Here is a 21,823-nt window from a genome sequence, read left to right on the forward strand (position 1 = left end):
AATGGATTTAAAAAGATTATATAATAATCCTGAAGTAAAAAGAGTAACAATAAAATTTATAATTATTTTTATAATAGGTATATCAATAATTTTTGTAGCTTCATATGGAGTAGTGAAAAATATAAATAAGACATTAATTGATCAAAACACATCAGTTTTAAGCAGTGTTATAGAAGGCGAAGATATTAATCATGTAATAAAAGGATTTTATGAGATAAAAACTGATGAAGAGATAAATGAAGCAAAGAAATTATTAAAGAGTTATGGATATGATGATGATTTATCAATAATAACAAATGAGGTAACTAATAAATTTTATAAAAAAATATTTCTTACATTTTTACCTATAAGTATAATATTTACAGTTTTACTTTATTTAATATTTATTAAAGAATTGAAAGGAATATATTCTAAGTTACATTGTGCAATTAAAAGTATATCTAAAGCGTCATCAGGAGAGTTTGAGAGTATTAAGGGAGTATATGAAGAAGGGGATTTAGCTGTATTAATTAACTCTTTAAATTATATGGGAGATAGAGCTAATAAATCAATTCATTTATTGAAAGAGGAAAAAGAATACTTAAAGGATTTTTTATCTGATATATCACATCAATTAAAAACACCGTTAGCATCTTTAGTTATGTTTACTGATATTATGAAAGAAAATGAAAATATGCTTTTTCAAGATAGAAGGAAATTTTTAGAAAAGTGCGAAGAGCAGCAGTTAAGAATGGAATGGCTTATAATGAATCTTTTAAAGGTAGGAAGACTAGAGGCTGGAGTTATTAATTTTTGTAAGGAAAAACAACCATTAAGAGAAACAATTAACTTAGCAATATCATCATTAATAGAAGGGGCGAAGAAGAGAAATCAAAGATTAGCTATAACAGGAGACCTGGATTGTGAACTACTTCATGATAGAAGATGGTTAGGAGAAGCAATATCAAATATTGTAAAAAATGCAATTGAACATACAGAAGAGGGAAAGGAGATAGAAATAAGAGTATCAGCAGGTAAGTTAATAACTAAAATATATATTAAAGATAATGGACCAGGAATACCAAAGGAGCATATAAATAACGTATTTAAGAGATTTTACAAAGGTGAAGGTAGTATAAATCCAAAGAGCATAGGAATTGGATTATCTTTATCTAAAAGTATAATAGAGGAACTTGGAGGAGAGATAAGGTTAATAAGTGAAGAAGGCGTAGGAACTACATTTATTATTAGCTTTATACATTACTAGTGAAAATAGTTAATCAGCTAAAAGAGGAAGGGGGTATATAGTAGGTATCTAATAAATTTATGTAGTAACTACATTTAAAGCCTTGGTAAGTAAATTTATATATACCCACTTTTTTACTCTATAGGAAATTATATTTTTAAAATCTATTGATAAATTATTTATAGGATATAAGTTATTAAAATTAGTCCTATAGAGTAAAAAGAGAATAAAGTGCGCGTGCAAGATTTTCCTCAGGCAAGCTTCGGAAATGCACATGCGCAAAAAAAAGTCGACAGCTCGGCAAGCTCGCCTTGGCGACTTTTTTATTGTTGTGATATAATTAATAAGGTTAAAATAATAACAATATACAAGAAAGAGGAAACACAAGATGAGTAGATACTTTAATAATCAAGAAGTTGAGTTATTAGCTCCTGCTGGAAACTATGAAATCTTTAAGGAAGTAATAAAAAGTGGAGCTGATGCAGTTTATTTAGGTGGGAAAATATTTAATATGCGTTTGCATAGAAAAGACTTTAATTTTACAAATGAAGAGCTAGAGGAAGCAATAAATCTAGCACATTCTCTAAATAAAAAAGTTTATATTACAGTAAATAATCTATTAAGTTCAGAGGATTTATTACAGGCTGAGGAATATCTTAGATTCCTTGAGAAGATTCAACCAGATGCTTTAATAGTACAAGATATGAGCGTAGTAAAGTTAATTAAAGATTTAGGACTAAATTTAAATATTCACTCATCTGTAATGATGAATGTACATAATTTTGAAACTATAAAAAAGTTACATGAGTTAGGTATTACAAGAGTAGTTGTATCTAGAGATATAGATTTAAATACAGTAAAACAATTTTCAAAAAAGACAAATATGGAGTTTGAATACTTTGTCCATGGGGATATGTGCGTAGCTCATGGCTCACAATGTCTTTATAGTGGAATGTTATTTGGAAAAAGCAGTAACAGAGGTATGTGCATGAAGCCATGTCGTTGGGCTTATAAGACTAATAAAGAAGGACAACAATATGATACAACTTTCCCTATGGCAGTAAAAGATATGTATATGTATGAAAATATTCCAGAATTAATTGATGCTGGAGTTGTTTCTTTTAAAATAGAGGGAAGAATGAGAGATGCTGATTATCTTATAAATTTAATAAATACATATAGTGATGCTATAGATAGATATATAAATGATCCTATTCATTATGATAGAAGGAAAGAAGCAGAAAGTTTATATGAAAATAGAAAGAGAGATTTTTCAACAGCCTATGCCTTTGGAAATCCAGGACTTTCTTATATAAATGAGCGTTATGAAGGTACTGGAAAGTTCTATAGCACAGGTAAAGTATTTAGTAAACCTGTTGATGAGTTTGAAATAAGTGAGGAAAGAGTAGTAGAAGTTAAAGAGCTTCTTAAAGTTGATAAAAAATCAAAGGATAAAGTAAAGCTAAGCGTAAAAGTAAATTCATATGAAGCAGCTATGGTAGCTATAGAAGAGGGTGTAGATAATATATATTTATCAGGGGAAGTATTCCAGCCCAATAGTCCATTTAGCAAAGAGGAAATAATAGATATAGTTAAGAAGAAAAGAAATTCTAAGATTTATTTAGGGTTACCGAGAATGATGTATGAAGAAGATTTCTCTACCTATAACGATTTATTAAGAAATAGTAATTTAGGAATTGACGGAATATTAGTTACTAATTTAGGTAGCATAGAGAAGTTTAAAGATTTAGGATTAGATCTTATTGGAGACTATTCATTAAATATATATAATAAGCTTTCAGCAGATTTTTATAAGAATCAAGGATTAAGCTTAGGAACATTATCCTGTGAATCTCCAGTAATAAATACAAAGGAAATATTAATGGAATCATTATTGCCATTAGAAATAATAGTTCATGGTTCACCAGTTGTAATGTATATGAGTCATGATTTATATGAAAATACTAAAGTATTAGAGGCTAATAAAAATAGTAATAGAAAATATAGAGATAAAAATGTTCTTTTATTAATAGATGATAAAGGAAATGAACATCCTGTATATAGAGACAATAATGGAAATAATCATATGCTATTATCTAAAGAGTTATGCTATATGCCTATATTGAAGGAACTAAGTGAACTAGGAGCTAAGTCTTTTAGAATTGAAGGATGTAGCTATGATAATGATACATTGAGAAATATCATAAAAGATTATAAGAAGGCAATGATAGATTTAGATCTTTGTAGTGAGATATTTAACGAGTTTGATTATTATTGTTTAGGTTTTACTTTAGGAGCAATGCAATTTAATTAAGTAGAGAATATTCCTAAAGAGTATTTTAAACAAATAAACTTTTAGTATAAAGGCAATTTAATTGAGGAGGAATAGATTTTGATTGGAGCAGAAAAAATAATCCAAAAGAAAAAGCAGTACTTGTTTCCATCATCTCAAGGAAATCATTTCTATAAAAATCCCCCACAAATAGTAAAGGGAGATATGCAGTATTTGTATGATGATAAGGGTAATAAGTATATAGACTTTTTTGCTGGAGTATCAGTAATGAACTGTGGGCATTGTAATAAGGAAATATTAGATGCAACAATTAAGCAAATGCAAAGACTTCAGCATACAACAGTTATTTACTTAACTGAGGAAATGGTTAATCTAGCAGAAAGATTATCTAAGGTACTACCAGGAGATTTAAGACGTTCATTTTTCTGTTGTACTGGTTCAGAAGCTAATGAAGGAGCAATGCTATTAGCTAGATTATATACAGGTAAAAAGGAGTTTATTGCATTAAATAACGGATTACATGGAAGAACTTATTTAACTATGAGTGCTACAGAAATACCAATGTGGAGAGCTGATCCAGACCTATCACCTGTATTTCATTTTGCAAGTAATGTATGGGATGAAAATCTTAATGCAGAGGATGCTGCAAGAGAATCATTAAAAAGTATTAAAGATATAATTGAAAAAAGAGGAGCGGAAAATATAGCAGCTTTAATAACTGAGCCTATACAAGGAAATGGAGGAATAATAACTCCACCATTATGGTACTTTAAAGAACTTAAAAAAATATTAGAAGAAAATAAAATACTATTAATAGTTGATGAAGTTCAAACAGGTTTTGCTAGGACAGGAAAAATGTTTGCTATAGAGAATTATGATGTTGTACCAGATATAATGACAGTGGCAAAAGCACTTGGTAATGGTATGCCAATATCAGCATTTTGTACTAATGATGAAATAGCAAAATCATTTACGAAGCCATCTGCATCAACACTAGGAGGGAACCCAGTTTCATCAGCTACTGCTATGGCAGTTTTAGATTATATAGAGAAAAATGAGTTGTGCAAGAAGGCTGAAGAATTAGGGAAAATATTAAAAGATAAATTAGAGGGTTTAAAAGATAAATACAATATAATAAAAGAGGTTAGAGGTTTAGGTCTTATGCTAGGAGCAGAACTAGTAAAAGAAAATGGAGAACCAGCAACAGAAGAAACTGACATAATATTAGAAAAGTTAAAGGATAGAGGGCTAATAGTAGGTAAGAATGGATTAAATAGAAATGTATTAGCCTTCCAACCACCATTAGTAATAACAGAAGAGAATGTAGAAATTCTAATTAAAAACTTAGATGAAGTTTTATATGAAGTTTAATAAAAAGGCAGTAGGTAGATTTGACTTTAAACAAAACTAGCTACTGTCCATGCTTTTGACGTAAGAATTATTTAATATTTTGTATTAACTCATTTACAATTTCATCTATTATAGAATTTAAGCTTTCAATTTCAGCAAATGTAATATTATCAATATGTATTCCACAAGAAACAACTACAGTGCTATTAATGGTACTAGATATCTTTTTAGCAACATTTTGAACTATTACATCTTCTTTATGGCCTGTAATTGTTAGTATTGATACAGAAGAGCTTATTTTATTTTTATCTAAAAGACTTTCTCTAGGGATTCCAAGGGCAACAGCACCGATATGGGCAGTGTCACCACCATAGATACTTATATTCCAATCATTTCCCATTCTTATAGCTACACAATTTACATTATAATCTTTAAATCTTTTTGTTAATTGAACCATGGAGATCCTCCTAAAGTTTATTTTAGTATATAAGTTGTAATAAATATTTTACCTTAAATGAATTATTTTTAAATTTGTTAGTATTTAAATAAAGTAAGTATTTCAGCAACTTATATAAAAATTTTAATAATATATATGCTTTCAATTTTGCCATTTTACTTAAATAAGACTATTTACTTTTAATCTTATTACACTGTAAGGATGTAGATTATGAATTGAAACATATATATTTATAATTATAGCTGGAATTAGATATAAATGAAATGTTAAAAGTAATATATAGTACAAGCTGTTTGTTGAAATAGTAAGAAAAATATAGTAATATAGTAAAGTTGAAAATGGTGAAGGCAAACAACAATTTGGAGGTGTTTTATGTCTTTTAAGGATTTGCAAGTATTTATTAAAGAGTTAGAAAAAAAGGATCAATTAAAGAGAATAACGGCTGAAGTAGATTCAGAATTAGAAATCACAGAAATAACAGATAGAGTTTCAAAGGAATATGGTCCAGCATTACTATTTGAAAATGTTAAAGGATCAAAGTATCCAGTTTTAATTAATGCTATGGGAACTTATGAAAGAATGGCCATGGCATTAGGGGTTGAAAAGTTAAATGATATTGGAAATGATATAGAAGAATTTATTGATATGGCTAATTATATGGGACTTATTAATAAATTTAAATCATTACCTAGACTAAGTAGAATGGCAACCATGTTTCCTATTAAACTACCTACAAAGGGAGCTTGTCAAGAAGTTATAAATCATGATCCTGATTTATCAGAGTTACCTATATTAAAGTGTTGGCCAGAAGATGGAGGAAAGTTTATAACACTTCCTTTAGTTATAACTAAAGATCCTGATACTGGTATTCAAAACATGGGTATGTATAGGATGCAAGTTTATGATAAAAACACTACAGGTATGCACTGGCACTGGCATAAAGACGGAAGAGAAATATATGAACAATATAGAAAGCTTGGCGGTAAAATGCCTATATCAGTAGTATTAGGTTGTGATCCAGCAATTACATATGCTGCAACAGCACCACTACCTAAAATGGTAGATGAAATGATGTTTGCAGGATTTCTTAGAAAAATGCCTATAAATATGGTTAAATCAATTACAAATGATATTTATGTTCCTTCAGATGCTGAATTTGTTATTGAAGGATATGTAGATGTAAATGAAGAGTTAAGAAGAGAAGGACCTTTTGGTGATCATACTGGATATTATTCCTTAGCAGATGATTATCCTGTATTCCATGTAACATGTATTACGCATAAAAAGAGTCCTGTTTATCCAACTACAATAGTAGGAAAGCCACCAATGGAAGATTGCTATATGGGAAAGGCTACAGAGAGAATTTTCTTACCATTATTAAAAATGATGAATCCAGAAATAATAGATATTAATTTCCCATTAGAAGGAGTATTCCATAGTTGTGTTATAGTATCTATTAAAAAAAAGTTCCCAGGACATGCAAGAAAAATAATGAATTCATTATGGGGAATGGGACAAATGATGTATACAAAAATGATTATTATAGTAGATGAAGATGTAAATCCTCAAGATGTATCTAAGGTAGCTTGGAAGGTATTTAATAATATTGACGCTAAAAGAGATTTAGTAATATCAGAAGGACCATTAGATGCACTAGATCATGCAGCAGACATACCTTTCTATGGTAGCAGAATAGGAATAGATGCTACGATAAAATGGCCTAGTGAAGGTCATACTAGAGAATGGCCAGAAGATATAGAAATGTCAGAAGAAATGAAGAAGCAAGTAGATAAAAGGTGGTCAGAATATGGAATTTAGTAAAGTGAAAAATAAGATTACCGATTATGGAACCTTAGTAATGTTTTCTCATACTATTTTTTCATTATCCTTTGCTTTGATTTCTATGTTGCTAGCGGGAAATGGAAAGTTGAATTTTAATACAATATTTTGGATAGTAGTAGCTTTTTTAGGGGCAAGAACAGGAGCAAATGCTTTAAATAGAGTAATAGATGCTGAAATAGATGCAAGGAATCCAAGAACAGCTACAAGGCAAGTTCCACAAGGTTTAATGAATAAAAAAGAAATACTTATTTTTGTAGTAATATGTTTTGGAATTATGGTTTTTGCGGCATGGAAGCTCAATACAATTTGTTTAATACTTTCGCCAATAGCTTTATTTCTAATGATAATATATTCTTATACTAAAAGATTTACATGGATGTGTCATTTAGTTCTTGGTATAACTTCAGCAGCAGCACCAGTAGGTGCATGGCTTGCTGTTACTGGCAAGATTATTTTTCTTCCATTAGTAATGGGAGCAGCTAACACGTTATGGGTAGCCGGTTTTGATATTATTTATGGAGCTCAAGATTATGAGTTTGATACTAAAAATGGAATTCACTCAATACCAGCAAAATTTGGAGTTAAAAATGCTTTATTAATATCAAGAGCATTTCATGTAATTGCGTTAATTTGTTTAGTAATAGTAGGCTTATTATCAAATGAGCTAGGAACTTTATATTACATAGGATTATTTATAATAGGTATATTATTTATAGTACAGCACAACATGGTAAGTGAAGTTAATTTAAAGAATGTTAAAATTGCTTCATATAACGTTAATCAAGTAATAAGTATTGTGTTTTTAGTTTTTGGTTTATTAGACTGTTTAATATAAGGAGAAAAACATGAAAAAAATAGTGGTTGGAATTACTGGAGCAAGTGGAAGCATATACGCTAAAAGGTTAATAGAAGTGTTATTAAATGAAGAAATTTATGTAAATATTGTAGCCACAGAAAAAGGGAGACAAGTATTTAAGTATGAGCTAGCTTTAGATTTAGACTCATGGGTTAAAGAATTAACAAAAGATTATAAAAATGTAAAGCTTGAAGATAATAATAATCTATTTGCAGGGGTAGCTAGTGGGTCTAATAAATATGATGCAGTAATAATATTACCATGCTCTATGGGAACATTAGCTGAAATAAGTCATGGATTATCTAAAAATTTATTATGCAGAGCAGCAGATGTAGCTTTAAAAGAAGGAAGAAAACTTATAATAGTTCCAAGAGAAACCCCTCTTAATTCAATACATCTAGAAAATATGCTTAGATTATCAAAACTTGGAGTTGGAATAATTCCTGCAATGCCAGGATTTTATCATCATCCAACTTCAATGAATGATTTGGTAGACTTTTTAATCGGAAAGATATTAGATTATCTTAATATAAGTAATAAACTATTCAACAAGTGGGAGGACAAATCTAATGAAAATTAAAAAAATATTAAGTTTAGCTATGGCAATGGTTTTATCAACAGCTATAGTGGCTTGTGGAAACAAAGCTGAAACTCCAAAAGAAACAAAAGAAAAGGTTAAGCTAAGAGTAGGTGTAATGGGATCTATTGATGCTGTACCATTAGTAATAGCAAAAGAAAATGGATACTTTGATGAATTAGGAGTAGATTTAGATCTTCAAATATTTAAAGCAGCCAAAGATAGAGATGCAGCACTTCAAGCGAAAGAATTAGATGGAGTATTATGTGATGAAGTAGCTATTTCTATTTATCAAAATTCAGGAATAGATATGAAAATTACAGGAACAACTAATGGTTACTGGACTTTAGTATCTGGAAAAGATTCTGGAGTTAACTCTATAAATGATATAAAAGGAAAGAAAATTGGAATATCAGAGCGTACTATGATTGATTACTTAGCTTATTATATAACAAGTAAGAATGGAATAGATGCTAATGCAGTTGAAAAAGTGGCAATACCAGCAATGCCAGCAAGATTAGAAGCACTTAAAAATAATCAAATAGATGCAGCTATATTGCCAGCACCATTTAATGATAAAGCAATTGCAGATGGTGGAAAAGAAATAGTTAAAATATATAATAAAGATATAATGATTTCAACTACTGCATTTTTACAAGGTGTTATAGATGAAAAGTCTGAAGCTATAAAGAATTTTTATAAGGCTTATGACAAGGCAATAGATTATATTAGTAGTAATGATATAAGTAAATATGAAGATTTGATTATATCAACAGTTGGATATTCAGAAGATATGAAGGGGAACATTGAGTTACCTGAATTTAATAAAAATTATTTACCAGCAGAAGAAAAGGTTCAAGAAGTATTAGATTGGTCAAAATCTAATGGAATAATAGAAAAAGATCTAAAAGCTAAAGATGTAATGAGTGATATAGCGGTTAAGTAGTTTGTGGAGGAATTTTTATGATACAGATAAAAAATATATCTGTTTTCTATGAATCCAAAGAAAAAGTCAAAGCTTTAGAATCTATAAGTTTTAAGGCTGAAAGTGATGATATATGTGCAATAATAGGCCCTTCAGGCTGTGGTAAAACCACATTACTTAATGTACTATCGGGGATAATAAAAAAGTATGAGGGAGAGGTTCTTCTAGATAAAGAAGAGCTTAACCCTCATATTCATAAAATTGGACTTATTCCTCAAAACTTTGGGCTTTTACCTTGGAAAACAGTAAAAGAAAATTGTCTTTTGCCTTTTAAAATAAGAGGTGAAAAAATTAATAGTGAAACTATAGAAAAAATGAATACAATGATGAAAAGATTGAACATAAATGGATTGGAAAATAGATTTCCAAGAGAATTAAGTGGAGGGCAAAGACAGAGAGTTTCAATAGTAAGAAGCTTTTTGATGAAGCCAGATTTACTTCTAATGGATGAGGCTTTTTCAGCTTTAGACGCTATTATAAGGGATGAGGCACAAGAATTATTTCTAGACATTTGGAATGAGAATAAAATGACTACATTTTTTGTGACTCATAGCATAGATGAAGCTTTATATATGGGTAAAAAAATAATTGTAATGTCTAACACTCCAGGGGAAATTATCGAAGTAATAGATAATACACTTTTTAATAATAAAAATTATAAAGAAGATAAAGACTATTCAAGATTATTTTCACATATAAAAAATATGGTGAAAAGGGGCTGGGATAAGTGAGAGCACTAAAAAAGATTGGTGTATTTATTAAGGGATTTATAATATTAAATGTACTTTGGTATATTTTTAGCATGGTTATGAATTCAAGAATTGTGCCTAAGCCACATGAAATATATATTTATATACCTGAGCTTTTTAAAGAAAAGTTTTATACACATATACTAGCGAGTTTATATAGAGTGTCTATAGGACTATTAATATCCTTTGCTATTGGAATTACATTAGGAATACTAATGGGATATTCAAAGAAAGTAGATAAATTATTAAACCCATTAATATATTTTACTTATCCCATTCCTAAAACTGCTTTATTACCAGTGATTATGACTATATATGGACTTGGAGATGGATCGAAGATAACATTGATAGTTTTAATAACTGTTTTTCAAGTAATAGTATCAGTAAGAGATGCAGTATCAAATATAATAAATGAAAATTATAATCCATTAATCAGTTTAGGGGCAACAAAGTTTCAATTAATTCGCCATGTAACTATTCCAGCAATATTACCAGATATATTAACTAATGTTAGAGTAGCTATAGGTACAGCTTTTTCAATTTTATTTTTTGTAGAAGCTTATGGAACAAAAGTTGGAGTAGGTTATTTTATACAAGATGCATGGACAAGAATTGATTATATAGATATGTATGCAGCTATAGTAATTTTAAGTTTTTTAGGATTAATATTATTTATTTTAGTAGACTGTATTGAAGATATAGTATGTAGATGGAAAGTTAGAGATATATGATTTTAAAAGTTAATAATATCTATTAATTCACAAATTTTTTGATACAATTAAAAACCTCATGAGTTAATTAACTCATGAGGTTTTTTATCTGAGGTTTAGATTATTTATGCAGTAGTTGTTGGAGGTGTATAAACTCTTTTCGCAAGTTCTTCATCCAACATATATATAGCTGCAGGATTTCCATCAGATCTTCTAACTTTCTTTAAAAATGAGTTGAAATTATTTTCTTCTTCAACTTGTTCATCGATAAACCATTTAAGTAAACTAATTGTTGCATGTTCCTTTTCTTCAAGAGCAATGTCAGCTAGTTGGTAAATTTTCTTAGTTACTAACTGTTCATGTTCATAACCTTTTTCAAATAAATCAATAATGTTATCATAGTTTCCTTCAGGTTGTGGAACCTCTTTTAGTTTAACTACACCATTTTTTTGAAAAATATAATCATATAATTTCATAGCATGAGCTAGTTCCTCCTGAGCTTGAACTCTAAAAAAATTAGCAAATCCACTTAAATCAATTGATTCAGCATAAGCAGACATAGATAAGTAAGTATAAGATGAATAAAATTCAAAATTAACTTGTTCATTAAGATTATTTAATAGATTTTCACTTAACATTTGTTTCCTCCTATAATTTAAATTAGAATTTTTAATTTATATAAATTTATTTATGTAAACAAATTTAACTAATTTTCTATTAAATCCAAAATTTTATTATAAATCTTATTATATACTAATCTTCTATATAATACTATTAATATTGACTTTCTTAAGACGAATAATACCTTAATAATTCCAATTATATAGGATTAGAAGTTTAATATGGTTAAATTAAATACAAGAATATAAAAAATAATATGATTAATAAAATTTATAAAGACAAAATTACAGAAAAATACTTTTAATAACTTTAAATGGAAATAAAATACTAAAAATGGGAAATATAAGTTGATTGGTAATATGCTAGAAAATAAAGATAAGGATACAAAAAATGAGTTAAATGTAAGTAACAGAAGATAGTATTTTTTACTTATATAGATAATGATAGTAATATATGAGTATTACTAGTAATAATTAATTTATAAAGTTTTATAGATTTATAAATATAACTAAGGAGTTGTACTTTGTGGAAGTAAGTAGTATTAATCTAAGTCAAGAAGTGTATAGATCTGATGCGGAAAAAATATGCAATTGGCTTAGTGATGAGGAAGTAATTAGTCATTTAAATGAAGATGCTAATGTTAAAAGCAATTTAATTAACGTTATAAATAGAATTAATATGCCTATTTTAACTCATTTATTTAATAATAATTGTAGATTTTTTACTATTAAAAATATATATGGAACAGTAGGATTTTTAAGATTAGTACCGAAAAATGAATTAGTAGAAATAGTTATTGCAGTAGGTGAAAAGGAATTATGGGGTAAAGGAATAGGACACAATGCAGTGGTAGAAGCTTTAAAAGTAGCTTTTTTTGATATGAGAGCAGATAGAGTTGTTGCTAAAATAAAAAAAGCTAATAAAAGATCTCAAAATCTTTTTAAAGGTATTGGATTTAAGCAAGTAAAAGAGCTTGAAAGGGAAATCGAATATCATATTAATATGGAAGAGTTTTGGAAAATAGCTGCATAAGGCTATTTTAGCTTATATTTAAACATTAAAGAGTCTGTTTATGAAGATTTATAAATATTTTCATAAACAGACTCTTTATATTTCAAATAAATGCAAAATATAAAAAATATATTGACTTTATTTGGGAAGCAGTATATTATATAGATATAATAATGATAATCATTCTCAGATAAAAGGAGGAGACTATATGAAAATTATTTATTGGAGTGGTACTGGAAATACTGAGGCTATGGCAAATTTAATTTTAAAGGGAATTAATGAGGAAGGTGGTATGGGAGAACTAATAAATATATCATCTAAAGATGTAAATTCAATAGTTAATGAAGATATTCTTATATTAGGATGTCCTTCTATGGGAGATGAGGAACTTGAAGAAGGTGAATTTTTACCTTTCTTTGAATCGATAGAAAAAGATTTAAATAACAAGAAAGTAGCTTTATTTGGATCTTATGGTTGGGGAACAGGAGAATGGATGGCAAGTTTTGAAGAGAGAGTTCAAGCATCAGGAGGTATATTACCTTTAGAATCATTAATAGTTAATTACCTACCAGAAGGTGAAGATGAAGAAAAGTGTGTAGAATACGGAAGACAAATATATAAGCTTAACAAATAACTGGAGGAGTAAATGATGGTTAGTAAAGTTGATAGTCTTTATAAATTATTAAACAGAATGGAGGATAAGGAATATATAGAAAATTTCATATCTTATAATGTTGCTTTAATAAGTGCGAAACTAAAACCATCAATTACTTTAAATTTATTTAAAAATAATAATAAGAAAACATATTTTTTATGGAATACCTATGGAGAAGAATATCTGAAAAAATTAGGGCTGAATTATATTGAACTAAGAGAAAATGATAAAGCATTAATTGTTTTTATATATAGTGAAGAATTGCTTAAAAAGGTAATAAGTAATTATAAAAGTTTAAATTTCTTAGGTTCTATTGGTTATGAAAATTGCTTTAATATAAAAGAGGTATTACAAAAATTAAAAGAAAGATATAGTATATACAATTGCCCACATGAACTTGGGATATTTTTAGGATATCCATTAGAAGATGTAAAAGATTTTATGGAATGTACTGAAAAAAAGTGCTTAGCTTGTGGATATTGGAAAGTTTATAATGAGTGCAATAAAGCAAAGACTGTATTTGCTCTTTTTGATAAAGTAAAAGAGCATACAGCTGAAAATATATTAATTGGTAATAGACATATTAATTTATCTAATATATTAAAAGATAAATTTGAAAAAAATCAAAAAATAGTATTTGGATAAAAAATCTTATTAAAAAAATTTCGGGATATATTTTTACTTACAATATAAATATATAAAATTTTTCTCATCATGTAGGAACCTTAAATAATTTAGGGTTCCTAATTATTTTCATAATAGTATAGTAAAATATCTATATTGAATTCATTAAATCGTCTAATATCATGTTCCCGCCAAGTTTATAATCATAATCTAAATTTGAATTAATTGATTTAATAAAACTCCAAGTTGCATTCCAAAGTTTAACTATAAATAGATACTCTTCTAACTTTTCTTTGTGTTCTAATGAGTAATGTCCAAAATAATTTTTAAGTAATTTAACTTTCATATCTTCATTCAAAAACCAGGATAAGGTTGCTAAATCAAAGAATATATCACCCATCCCAGAAAATTCAAAGTCTATAAAATAAACTTTTTCATTAGAGTACAAAATATTAGAAATATTTAAGTCGTTATGGCACAATCCATAAGTTATTTCTTTAGTTAATTTCTTTTCAAGATATTTTAATTTCTTCAATATTTGATTTATGTTATGATTGAAATCAAATTTATCATTAATTAAAAAGTTTATATTATTTTCAATAACTTCAAATGGATTAAAATTATTATTATATTCTAAATTATGTAATTTTTTTAATGTAAAGGTTAAAGTATTTAGAAAGCTTTTTGAATTATAAATATCTATGCTGATTTGAGAACTTTCTATAAATTTACTTATGAGAATTCCGTTATCTTTACTATGATAGATTATATCTGGGCAAATATTTAGTGGTTGGACTAAATTTAGTATAGAATTTTCATAGTAAAAATTATTTTTATTGTCTTTACCAGGTATTCTTAAAACGTATTTTTTATTATTAGACTTCAATAAGTAATTTGAATTATTAAGTCCTCCTAATTTAGTAAGTTCATTATTTTTTAAAAAAGTACTCATTTCTATCTCCTTAAAAGATTACTAAAAGTATTATATCATTATTTAAATATAGGATATAATATTTTTTAAAAGCCATTGACCATGTGGTCATGGGGGTATATAATTATGATAATTAAATATTGGAGGAGGGGTGAAGTGATGAATATACCTAAGGATAAAGAGGAACTTATTTATGAAGTATCCTTGAAAGAATTTGCTGAAAAGGGATATGAATTAGCATCAACTAATAATATTGTAAAGGAATGTGGATTTTCTAAAGGTACGCTATTCAATTATGTTAAAAATAAAAGAAACTTATATCTATTTGTAGTTGAAAAAACTTTAAATGATATTGGTATTACTATTGAAGAGGAATTAAATATAAAAAGTACTGATATATTTGAGAAAATAAAGGAAATACAAAAGATAAAGTTAAATATATTTTTAAAGTATCCAAATGAAAATAAGTTGATTATTCAGGCTTTTACAGAGGCAGATGAGGATATTAAAGATAAGTTTTCTATAAAATATGAAAAATATTCAAAGATGTTTTTTGAGTTAATGACTACAAATGTTGATTACTCAAAATTTAAAGATGGAATAGATATAGAAATGACTCTTAGTACAATACTTTTAACAATGAATGGTTTATCAGAAAAAATATCTAGAAAATATAAAAACAATCAAGAACAAATGATTAAAGATCTTGAAAAAATAATTAAAGAGTCCAATAAGTATTTAAACTTTATAAAGGAATTAGTATATAAGTAAGAGGTGAAAAGTATGTTATTATCATTAAAAGATGTAACCAAGATATATAAAGCAGGTGAAGTAGAAACCTATGCTTTAAAAAATGTTTCTATGAATATTGAAGAAGGGGATTTTATAGTTATTCTAGGGCCAAGTGGAAGCGGAAAAAGTACATTACTTAATGTAATTAGTGGACTCGATACAGTAACATCAGGAAAAATAAACTTTAAAGATGAATGTATTTCAGGCTATAATACAGAAAAGTTAACTTTATTTAGAAGAAAATATTTAGGCTTTATATTTCAACAGTATAATTTGCTTCAAAATTTAACAGTTAGAGAAAATATAGATATTGGAGCGAATTTAAGTGAAAATCCAATAAATATAGATGAAATTATAGAAAAGGTATCACTAACAAATGAGAAAAATAAATACCCATCACAATTATCAGGAGGACAACAACAAAGAGTCTCTATCGCAAGAAGTATAGTTAAAAACCCAAAGATTTTATTTTGTGATGAACCAACAGGAGCTTTAGATGAAAAGACTGCAAAAGAAGTATTAAAGTTGCTTCAAGAAATGAATAAAGACTACAAAACAACTGTAGTTATGATTACACATAATACGGGAATTTCTAAGATGGCTGATAAAGTTATAAAAATGAATTCAGGAGAAATAGTAGAGACAGTTATAAATAAAGAAAAGATAAATCCATCTGAAATTATATGGGGGTAGATAATTATGCTATTTAAGAATACCTTACAGTTATTTAAGAAAAAGAAATTTCAATTTTTAGGTGTTTGTATAATTATTTTCTTAAGCTCATTTTTATTTACAGCTATGTTTAATACAATGGAAACAATGCAAAACACCATAGATAAATATCTTACTGAAGGAAATCAAGAGGATTTTTCTATAGATATGATAAACTCATTAACAGCCGAAGAGTATGAAGAATTAATAAAAGAAAATTTGCGAATAAACCCTATAACTACATTAACTAACTTAAAAGCAATTGATAAAGATAGTTTTTACAAAATATTAGACAATAGAATTAAGAGTTTCAATGATAGATATGAGGGGTATGATTTAGAGACGAGAGAAGGAAAAGATGTAACCTTTAATCTTAACAGCACTTCAGTAAAGCTTAGATTTTTAAAGGATTCAGAAAATATAAACAAATCAAAAATAGAAGAGGGAAAAAAGCCAGAAAATGAAGATGAAATAGCTTTAACAAGAGTTTTTGCTCAAATGAATAATTTAACTATAGGGGATACTATAGAAATAAATAATAAGAAGTATGAGATTGTAGGTTATGTGCTTTTTCCAGATTACACATTACCTATGTTTGGAACGGATTTTATATTAGATGCAAAAACAATATCATTAGCTTTAGTATCAAATAATGAATTTTATAATCTAGAAGGAAAAGAAGAGATAAGGCTATCTGGTAAAGGTAATAAAAATTTTGATACAGAAAATTTTAAGAAAGATGTAATTGAAACTTATAGGGATGATAATAGCCTTGGGTTTATAACTAATATAAATTTAACTAAGGAAACCATGAGAAGTGGAGCAATTTATGAAGAGGTAAAAGCAGGTAAAGTTGCAACTGTAAGTATGAGTTCTGGTATTGCATTTATTGCAATAATTATTGTATCAATAATTTTATATAAAATTATAAATGGAGAAAAAGGTCAAATAGGTATAATGAAGGCTTTGGGCTATAGAAAAAGAGAAATAGCAAAGCCATATTTAATAATGATAACTATAATTTCATTGCCTACTTTATTATTAGGAGCTGTTTTAGGGTTTTTTATAAGTGAGCCATTAAAAGAGTTTTATTCAGTGTTTTATTTATTCCCACATGAAGAAATGGTTTTTGCTTATGAGTCATTAATTTATTCAATATTAGTTCCATTTATTTGTATATTCTCATTAGCCTTTTTAATAATTATGAGAATGCTTAAAACAAGACCTTTAGATTTATTAAGAGTTGGTAAAAGTGAAGGCATTAATAAACTAAATAAAATAGCAGATAAAATATTAAATAAGGCAAAAGCTACAACTAAATTTAAATATTCTTTCTTACTAAGAGATTATGGAAAATTTATAGTGTTTTTAATAGGTGTAATTTCTTCATCAGTTATGATTATGTTTAGTTTAACTATGCCAGATTTTATGGGTAAAATGACTATGGATAATTATAAAATCCAGGAATATAAGTACGATGGGATAGTTGATATAACAAAAGAACTTCCAAAGACAAATAATGATGATGAAAAATATTTAACATTACCATCGATAAAATACGAAGATAAATCAGTTGAAGTTAAGGGGATAGATATAAAGGGTAAGTTATTTAGATTATATAATAAAAAAGATAAGGATGTTACTGAAGAAATAAAAGATGGAATTATAGTAACAAAGAGTTTTCAAATGTTTAACAAAAAGAAAATTGGAGATGAAATAACAATAAATATTAATAATAAAGACTATACATTTGAAATAAAAGAAATAGCGGATGACTACAGTAGTTCTACCATATATATAGATAGGGAAAAGCTAAGTAATATAATATCAGACAATAAGGATTCAAGTTTATTTAATGGTGTATATTCGAAAGATTCTCTAGACAAGAAGGATTATTTAACTGTGACAAATAAGCAAGATATAATAGATCAAGCAGCATCAATGCAAAAATTTGTCATTGTAGCTATTGGAGGAATGTTATTATCAGCAATATTTATGGCTGCAATAATTCTTTCAATATTGACTTCACTATCAGTAGAAGATAATTATTATAATATATCATTATTAAAAGTAATGGGATATACCAAAAAAGAAGTCAATTCAATGATATTAAATAGCTATTTAGGATATTCAATAATAGCATTTTTAATAAGTATTCCAATAACCATAGCATCAATGAATTTCTTCGTGGATTATCTAGCCACAGGATTTAATATGGTAATGCCACTTGAATTTAAGGCCTGGCATGGAGTAGTTGGGTTATTAATAGTTATTTTAATATTTTTAATAGGAAGCTACGGAGCTAAAAGAAAAATAAATAAAATTGCTTTGCAAGAGATTTTGAAAGAATATAGGGAATAGATGTAATTTATTAATTAGTAAAGAGCTGGAGTTATTCAGCTCTTTTTATATTAATTAAAATAATATATTTAGTTAATAAAACATTAATGATAAAATTATATCATTAAAAAATATGCAATATTCATGATATAATGTAAGCATAATAGAAATTATTTTTTTATAAATAAATTAGAAACATATTATGTAATCTTGAACATTAAAATAGAATTTTAAAACAAATTAGGAGGAGTTTAATGGAATTAGAATTATTTAATTTTGTTGAGAATGTTACTGCGTCTTTAGAAGATTTAGGAAGTGAACTAGAAGAAATAAGTAAGGATATAGAATCATATTTTGCAAAGGTATTAGAAGACTATAATGAAGGATATTTAAATATAAATTCAAGAGTAAAATCAACAACAAGTTTAAGGGAAAAAATATTAAGAAATAGTTATTATAAAAAGTATAAGAATTCGGAGGAATTTATATCAAATCTTTCAGATCTAGTGGGGGTTAGAATTGAATGTAGATTTATTGAAGATGAAAAGACAATACATAAAATGTTAAAAAAACACTTCAATATAAAGGATTTAAAAGGATATTTTTATAATGATGATAATGATAATATAAGACTAGAGCTAGAAAGTAAACAACCACAAAAGCAGAAAAATGGTTTTGGAATATATAGAATAGATGGACTGTATCAGCATAATAACAGAAGTATTAAATTTGAGTTACAAATTAAATCTCTTGTTAACATATTTTGGGGAGAAATAGAGCACAAAGTAATATATAAAAATAATAATTATATGTTAGGTGATGAATTTATAAAAAATATAATGTTGTCTATAAAGGAAAATCTTTATATGATAGATAGACAACTTCTTGCAGTAGATAATCAATTTAATAAAGTAAACTCTATTAACCCTGAAGCTAGAAAAGAACAATTAGAAAAGCTTCTTTCCAAAATAATTTATGATATTTATTCAAGAAAGATGAAAAATGATATTGGATTTATCATAGATTTTAGAGAATCTTGTGATACTATAATGAAATATATTTTTAGAACAAATAACGCTAAAAAATTAGAGGATTATAGTGAAACCTTAATAAAGACATTAGCTAGATTAAATGATATTAGCACAAATGATGTTAGCTTCAACACTGAATTAAAGTTTGAGAGGGATTTACATTTTGAAAGTGATTTTTGTAATATTATAGGTAATACAATATTAAAGTCAATAAATAGTGATTTTAAATGGAATTTATTTTTTAGAATACTATTTGAAATTGAACTTGGAAATAATTCTGAGGATTTTGAAAACTTTATAAATTTCATTGAAAATAGATTTTATGAAAGTACTAAGCTTTCAAATTTATATTTGTTATTTAAAAAAGAAGAAGCACAGGATATAAAAAACTTATTTATGAAAGAAATAGCATTAAGTTTTAGAGAGGTAGATTCTATAAAATTTATATATGATAGTAATATAATGGTAGTAAATAAGGCTATAAATAAATCAGTTGATTTAATACAAGAAAATATAAAGTCATATATAGAATGGGAAGCAGTAAAGGATGATTACTTAAATAAGTTACGACTAGATATTGTTTCTAGAATATAAATATAGAAGTTTATTATATTAAATAAAGTACTTTTAGAATAAAAAAATTATATAAAATATAATTATTATAGAACCTAGGAGGAACTATGAAAAAATATAAATTTGAAGCAGAATTAAAAAAGCATGAAGGAAAAGATGCTACATATATAGAAATACCTTTAGATGTTGAACATGAATTTGGAGCAAAAAGAGTAAAGGTTAAAGCAAAGTTTGATAGTATAGAGTATAGAGGTTCTATAGTAAAAATGGGGTTGCCTTGTTATATGATAGGAATTACAAAAGAAATAAGAAATAAAATAGGAAAGACTCATGGAGATGTTATAAGTGTTGAGATAGAAAAGGATGAAGATGAAAGAGTAATAGAATTACCAATTGAGTTTGAAGAAAGACTTAAGTTAAATAAAGAGGCATATAAATTCTATGAAAGTTTATCATATTCAAACAAAAGAAAATACTTTCAATGGATAACATCTGCTAAAAAAGAAGAAACAAAGATTAAAAGGATAGAAGAAGCTATAGAAAAGCTTGAGAATAATATAAAACTATAAGAGTAAAAATCCATGGTGAACGCTATGGATTTTTCTTGTTAATTATTTTATATAATAATGATTTGCTAAATTTAATTATAAATATTATTATAGAAATGATAATTGTTGTTATATAATACTAATTAATAGATTCGATGTTAAGGAGAAGATCAAGATAATGAAGTTAAGAAAATCAACAAAAAATGATTTAAAATGCATAATGGAAATTATTAATGAAGCTAAGAGATTTTTAAATGAAAATAAAGTTGATCAGTGGCAACAAGGATATCCAAATGAAGAATCTGTTTTGGAGGACATAGTGAGTGAATGTAGCTATGTTTTAGAGGAAAATAATGAAATCATAGGTACGGCAGCAATATCTTTTGATGGAGAAAAAACTTACGATGCAATTTATGAAGGAAAATGGATTTCTAATGGAAGATATGCAGTTATTCATAGAATAGCAATTTCTAAAAAAGCAAAAATAAAAGGAATTGGAACAGAAATAATTAAAAAAGCAGAAGAAATTTGTTTATCTAAAGATATAAAAAGTATAAAAATAGATACCCATGAAGATAATTTAGCTATGCAGAAATTATTAGAAAGAAATAACTTTAAATATTGTGGTATTGTTTATGTGTTAGATAATAGTAAAAGAATTGCTTTTGAAAAAGAGATCTAATTATTTTAAATATAGAATTAAATTATAATTCACGATATAATATAAAATCATAAGATAAAAATCTATATTAAATAATATGGATTTTTATTTTAACCTATGTTACAATGTAATGAAAAAATTGAATATATAGTTAAAAGAGGAAATAATATATTCTTCTAACTAATAAACAATTAACATATAGTATTTCTCAAAGCATCTTTTGAAAAGTTTATCTTATATTTTCTAAGTTTAGAAATGTCATGATTATAGGAATATAATCC

General features: G+C 26.7%; 21 protein-coding genes. 18 read left to right on the forward strand and 3 right to left on the reverse strand.

The window, feature by feature from the left end; translation table 11 throughout:
* The first annotated feature begins 1 nt into the window (after position 1).
* The 3 genes from ACYUEX_RS02475 (at position 2) to ACYUEX_RS02485 (ending at position 4,889) form a co-directional block, all read left to right on the forward strand.
* Positions 2 to 1,246 (forward strand): sensor histidine kinase, encoded by a 1,245-nt coding sequence (locus tag ACYUEX_RS02475; RefSeq protein ID WP_460286417.1) that lies wholly within the window; start codon positions 2 to 4, stop codon positions 1,244 to 1,246.
* 367 nt (positions 1,247 to 1,613) lie between these two features.
* On the forward strand, positions 1,614 to 3,539 hold the full coding sequence (locus tag ACYUEX_RS02480) for a peptidase U32 family protein (protein ID WP_460286418.1): 1,926 nt from the start codon (positions 1,614 to 1,616) through the stop codon (positions 3,537 to 3,539).
* 78 nt (positions 3,540 to 3,617) lie between these two features.
* Entirely contained in the window at positions 3,618 to 4,889 is a 1,272-nt protein-coding gene (locus tag ACYUEX_RS02485) for an aspartate aminotransferase family protein (RefSeq protein ID WP_460286419.1), read from the forward strand.
* A gap of 67 nt (positions 4,890 to 4,956) precedes the next feature.
* Here ACYUEX_RS02485 and lpdD read toward each other — a convergent pair whose 3' ends face one another.
* Positions 4,957 to 5,325, reverse strand: coding sequence for a prenylated flavin chaperone LpdD (gene lpdD, locus ACYUEX_RS02490; protein WP_460286420.1), 369 nt, complete (start codon positions 5,323 to 5,325; stop codon positions 4,957 to 4,959).
* 372 nt (positions 5,326 to 5,697) lie between these two features.
* Here lpdD and ACYUEX_RS02495 point away from each other — a divergent pair, with 372 nt between their 5' ends.
* From ACYUEX_RS02495 to ACYUEX_RS02520, 6 genes are read left to right on the forward strand one after another with little or no spacing between them, the layout of a single operon-like run.
* A complete protein-coding gene (locus ACYUEX_RS02495; protein WP_460286421.1) occupies positions 5,698 to 7,143 on the forward strand; it encodes a menaquinone biosynthesis decarboxylase in 1,446 nt (481 codons plus the stop codon).
* Positions 7,133 to 8,002: a UbiA-like polyprenyltransferase gene (locus ACYUEX_RS02500; protein WP_460286422.1), complete on the forward strand. Its 870-nt coding sequence runs from the start codon at positions 7,133 to 7,135 to the stop codon at positions 8,000 to 8,002. Before ACYUEX_RS02495 ends, ACYUEX_RS02500 begins: the two co-directional genes overlap by 11 nt.
* Positions 8,003 to 8,012: 10 nt before the next feature.
* Positions 8,013 to 8,603 (forward strand): UbiX family flavin prenyltransferase, encoded by a 591-nt coding sequence (locus ACYUEX_RS02505; RefSeq protein ID WP_460286423.1) that lies wholly within the window; start codon positions 8,013 to 8,015, stop codon positions 8,601 to 8,603.
* Positions 8,593 to 9,546, forward strand: a complete 954-nt coding sequence (locus tag ACYUEX_RS02510; protein ID WP_460286424.1) for an ABC transporter substrate-binding protein — start codon at positions 8,593 to 8,595, stop codon at positions 9,544 to 9,546. Before ACYUEX_RS02505 ends, ACYUEX_RS02510 begins: the two co-directional genes overlap by 11 nt.
* A 17-nt stretch (positions 9,547 to 9,563) precedes the next feature.
* Positions 9,564 to 10,316: an ABC transporter ATP-binding protein gene (locus tag ACYUEX_RS02515; protein ID WP_460286425.1), complete on the forward strand. Its 753-nt coding sequence runs from the start codon at positions 9,564 to 9,566 to the stop codon at positions 10,314 to 10,316.
* The gene (locus tag ACYUEX_RS02520; RefSeq protein ID WP_460286426.1) at positions 10,313 to 11,065 is read left to right on the forward strand and encodes an ABC transporter permease; all 753 of its coding nucleotides are present in this window, start codon (positions 10,313 to 10,315) and stop codon (positions 11,063 to 11,065) included. Before ACYUEX_RS02515 ends, ACYUEX_RS02520 begins: the two co-directional genes overlap by 4 nt.
* Before the next feature lie 104 nt (positions 11,066 to 11,169).
* Here the strand turns inward: ACYUEX_RS02520 and ACYUEX_RS02525 are convergent, their stop codons facing one another.
* Positions 11,170 to 11,682 (reverse strand): ferritin, encoded by a 513-nt coding sequence (locus tag ACYUEX_RS02525; RefSeq protein ID WP_460286427.1) that lies wholly within the window; start codon positions 11,680 to 11,682, stop codon positions 11,170 to 11,172.
* A gap of 508 nt (positions 11,683 to 12,190) precedes the next feature.
* On the opposite strand from ACYUEX_RS02525, the gene ACYUEX_RS02530 reads away from it, so the two are divergent.
* From ACYUEX_RS02530 to ACYUEX_RS02540, 3 genes are all read left to right on the forward strand, one after another.
* Positions 12,191 to 12,697, forward strand: coding sequence for a GNAT family N-acetyltransferase (locus tag ACYUEX_RS02530; protein WP_460286428.1), 507 nt, complete (start codon positions 12,191 to 12,193; stop codon positions 12,695 to 12,697).
* Between the two features lie 187 nt (positions 12,698 to 12,884).
* Positions 12,885 to 13,310 carry a flavodoxin gene (locus tag ACYUEX_RS02535; protein WP_460286429.1) on the forward strand — a complete coding sequence of 142 codons (426 nt, stop codon included), beginning with the start codon at positions 12,885 to 12,887 and terminating at the stop codon, positions 13,308 to 13,310.
* A gap of 12 nt (positions 13,311 to 13,322) precedes the next feature.
* Positions 13,323 to 13,976 carry a DUF3793 family protein gene (locus tag ACYUEX_RS02540; protein ID WP_411170110.1) on the forward strand — a complete coding sequence of 218 codons (654 nt, stop codon included), beginning with the start codon at positions 13,323 to 13,325 and terminating at the stop codon, positions 13,974 to 13,976.
* Positions 13,977 to 14,106: 130 nt separating this feature from the next.
* Here the strand turns inward: ACYUEX_RS02540 and ACYUEX_RS02545 are convergent, their stop codons facing one another.
* Positions 14,107 to 14,907, reverse strand: a complete 801-nt coding sequence (locus ACYUEX_RS02545; protein WP_460286430.1) for a phosphotransferase — start codon at positions 14,905 to 14,907, stop codon at positions 14,107 to 14,109.
* Positions 14,908 to 15,045: 138 nt separating this feature from the next.
* Here ACYUEX_RS02545 and ACYUEX_RS02550 point away from each other — a divergent pair, with 138 nt between their 5' ends.
* The 6 genes from ACYUEX_RS02550 (at position 15,046) to ACYUEX_RS02575 (ending at position 21,563) form a co-directional block, all read left to right on the forward strand.
* Entirely contained in the window at positions 15,046 to 15,657 is a 612-nt protein-coding gene (locus ACYUEX_RS02550; protein ID WP_460286431.1) for a TetR/AcrR family transcriptional regulator, read from the forward strand.
* A gap of 12 nt (positions 15,658 to 15,669) precedes the next feature.
* Positions 15,670 to 16,371: an ABC transporter ATP-binding protein gene (locus tag ACYUEX_RS02555; protein WP_460286432.1), complete on the forward strand. Its 702-nt coding sequence runs from the start codon at positions 15,670 to 15,672 to the stop codon at positions 16,369 to 16,371.
* Positions 16,372 to 16,377: 6 nt separating this feature from the next.
* Positions 16,378 to 18,750 carry an ABC transporter permease gene (locus ACYUEX_RS02560; protein WP_460286433.1) on the forward strand — a complete coding sequence of 791 codons (2,373 nt, stop codon included), beginning with the start codon at positions 16,378 to 16,380 and terminating at the stop codon, positions 18,748 to 18,750.
* A gap of 233 nt (positions 18,751 to 18,983) precedes the next feature.
* On the forward strand, positions 18,984 to 20,354 hold the full coding sequence (locus ACYUEX_RS02565; RefSeq protein WP_460286434.1) for a GTP pyrophosphokinase: 1,371 nt from the start codon (positions 18,984 to 18,986) through the stop codon (positions 20,352 to 20,354).
* Between the two features lie 86 nt (positions 20,355 to 20,440).
* Positions 20,441 to 20,902: a YdeI/OmpD-associated family protein gene (locus ACYUEX_RS02570; RefSeq protein WP_460286436.1), complete on the forward strand. Its 462-nt coding sequence runs from the start codon at positions 20,441 to 20,443 to the stop codon at positions 20,900 to 20,902.
* A gap of 157 nt (positions 20,903 to 21,059) precedes the next feature.
* The gene (locus ACYUEX_RS02575; protein ID WP_460286437.1) at positions 21,060 to 21,563 is read left to right on the forward strand and encodes a GNAT family N-acetyltransferase; all 504 of its coding nucleotides are present in this window, start codon (positions 21,060 to 21,062) and stop codon (positions 21,561 to 21,563) included.
* The last annotated feature ends 260 nt before the right edge of the window (positions 21,564 to 21,823 follow it).

Source organism: Clostridium sp. CTA-7 (assembly GCF_054768095.1).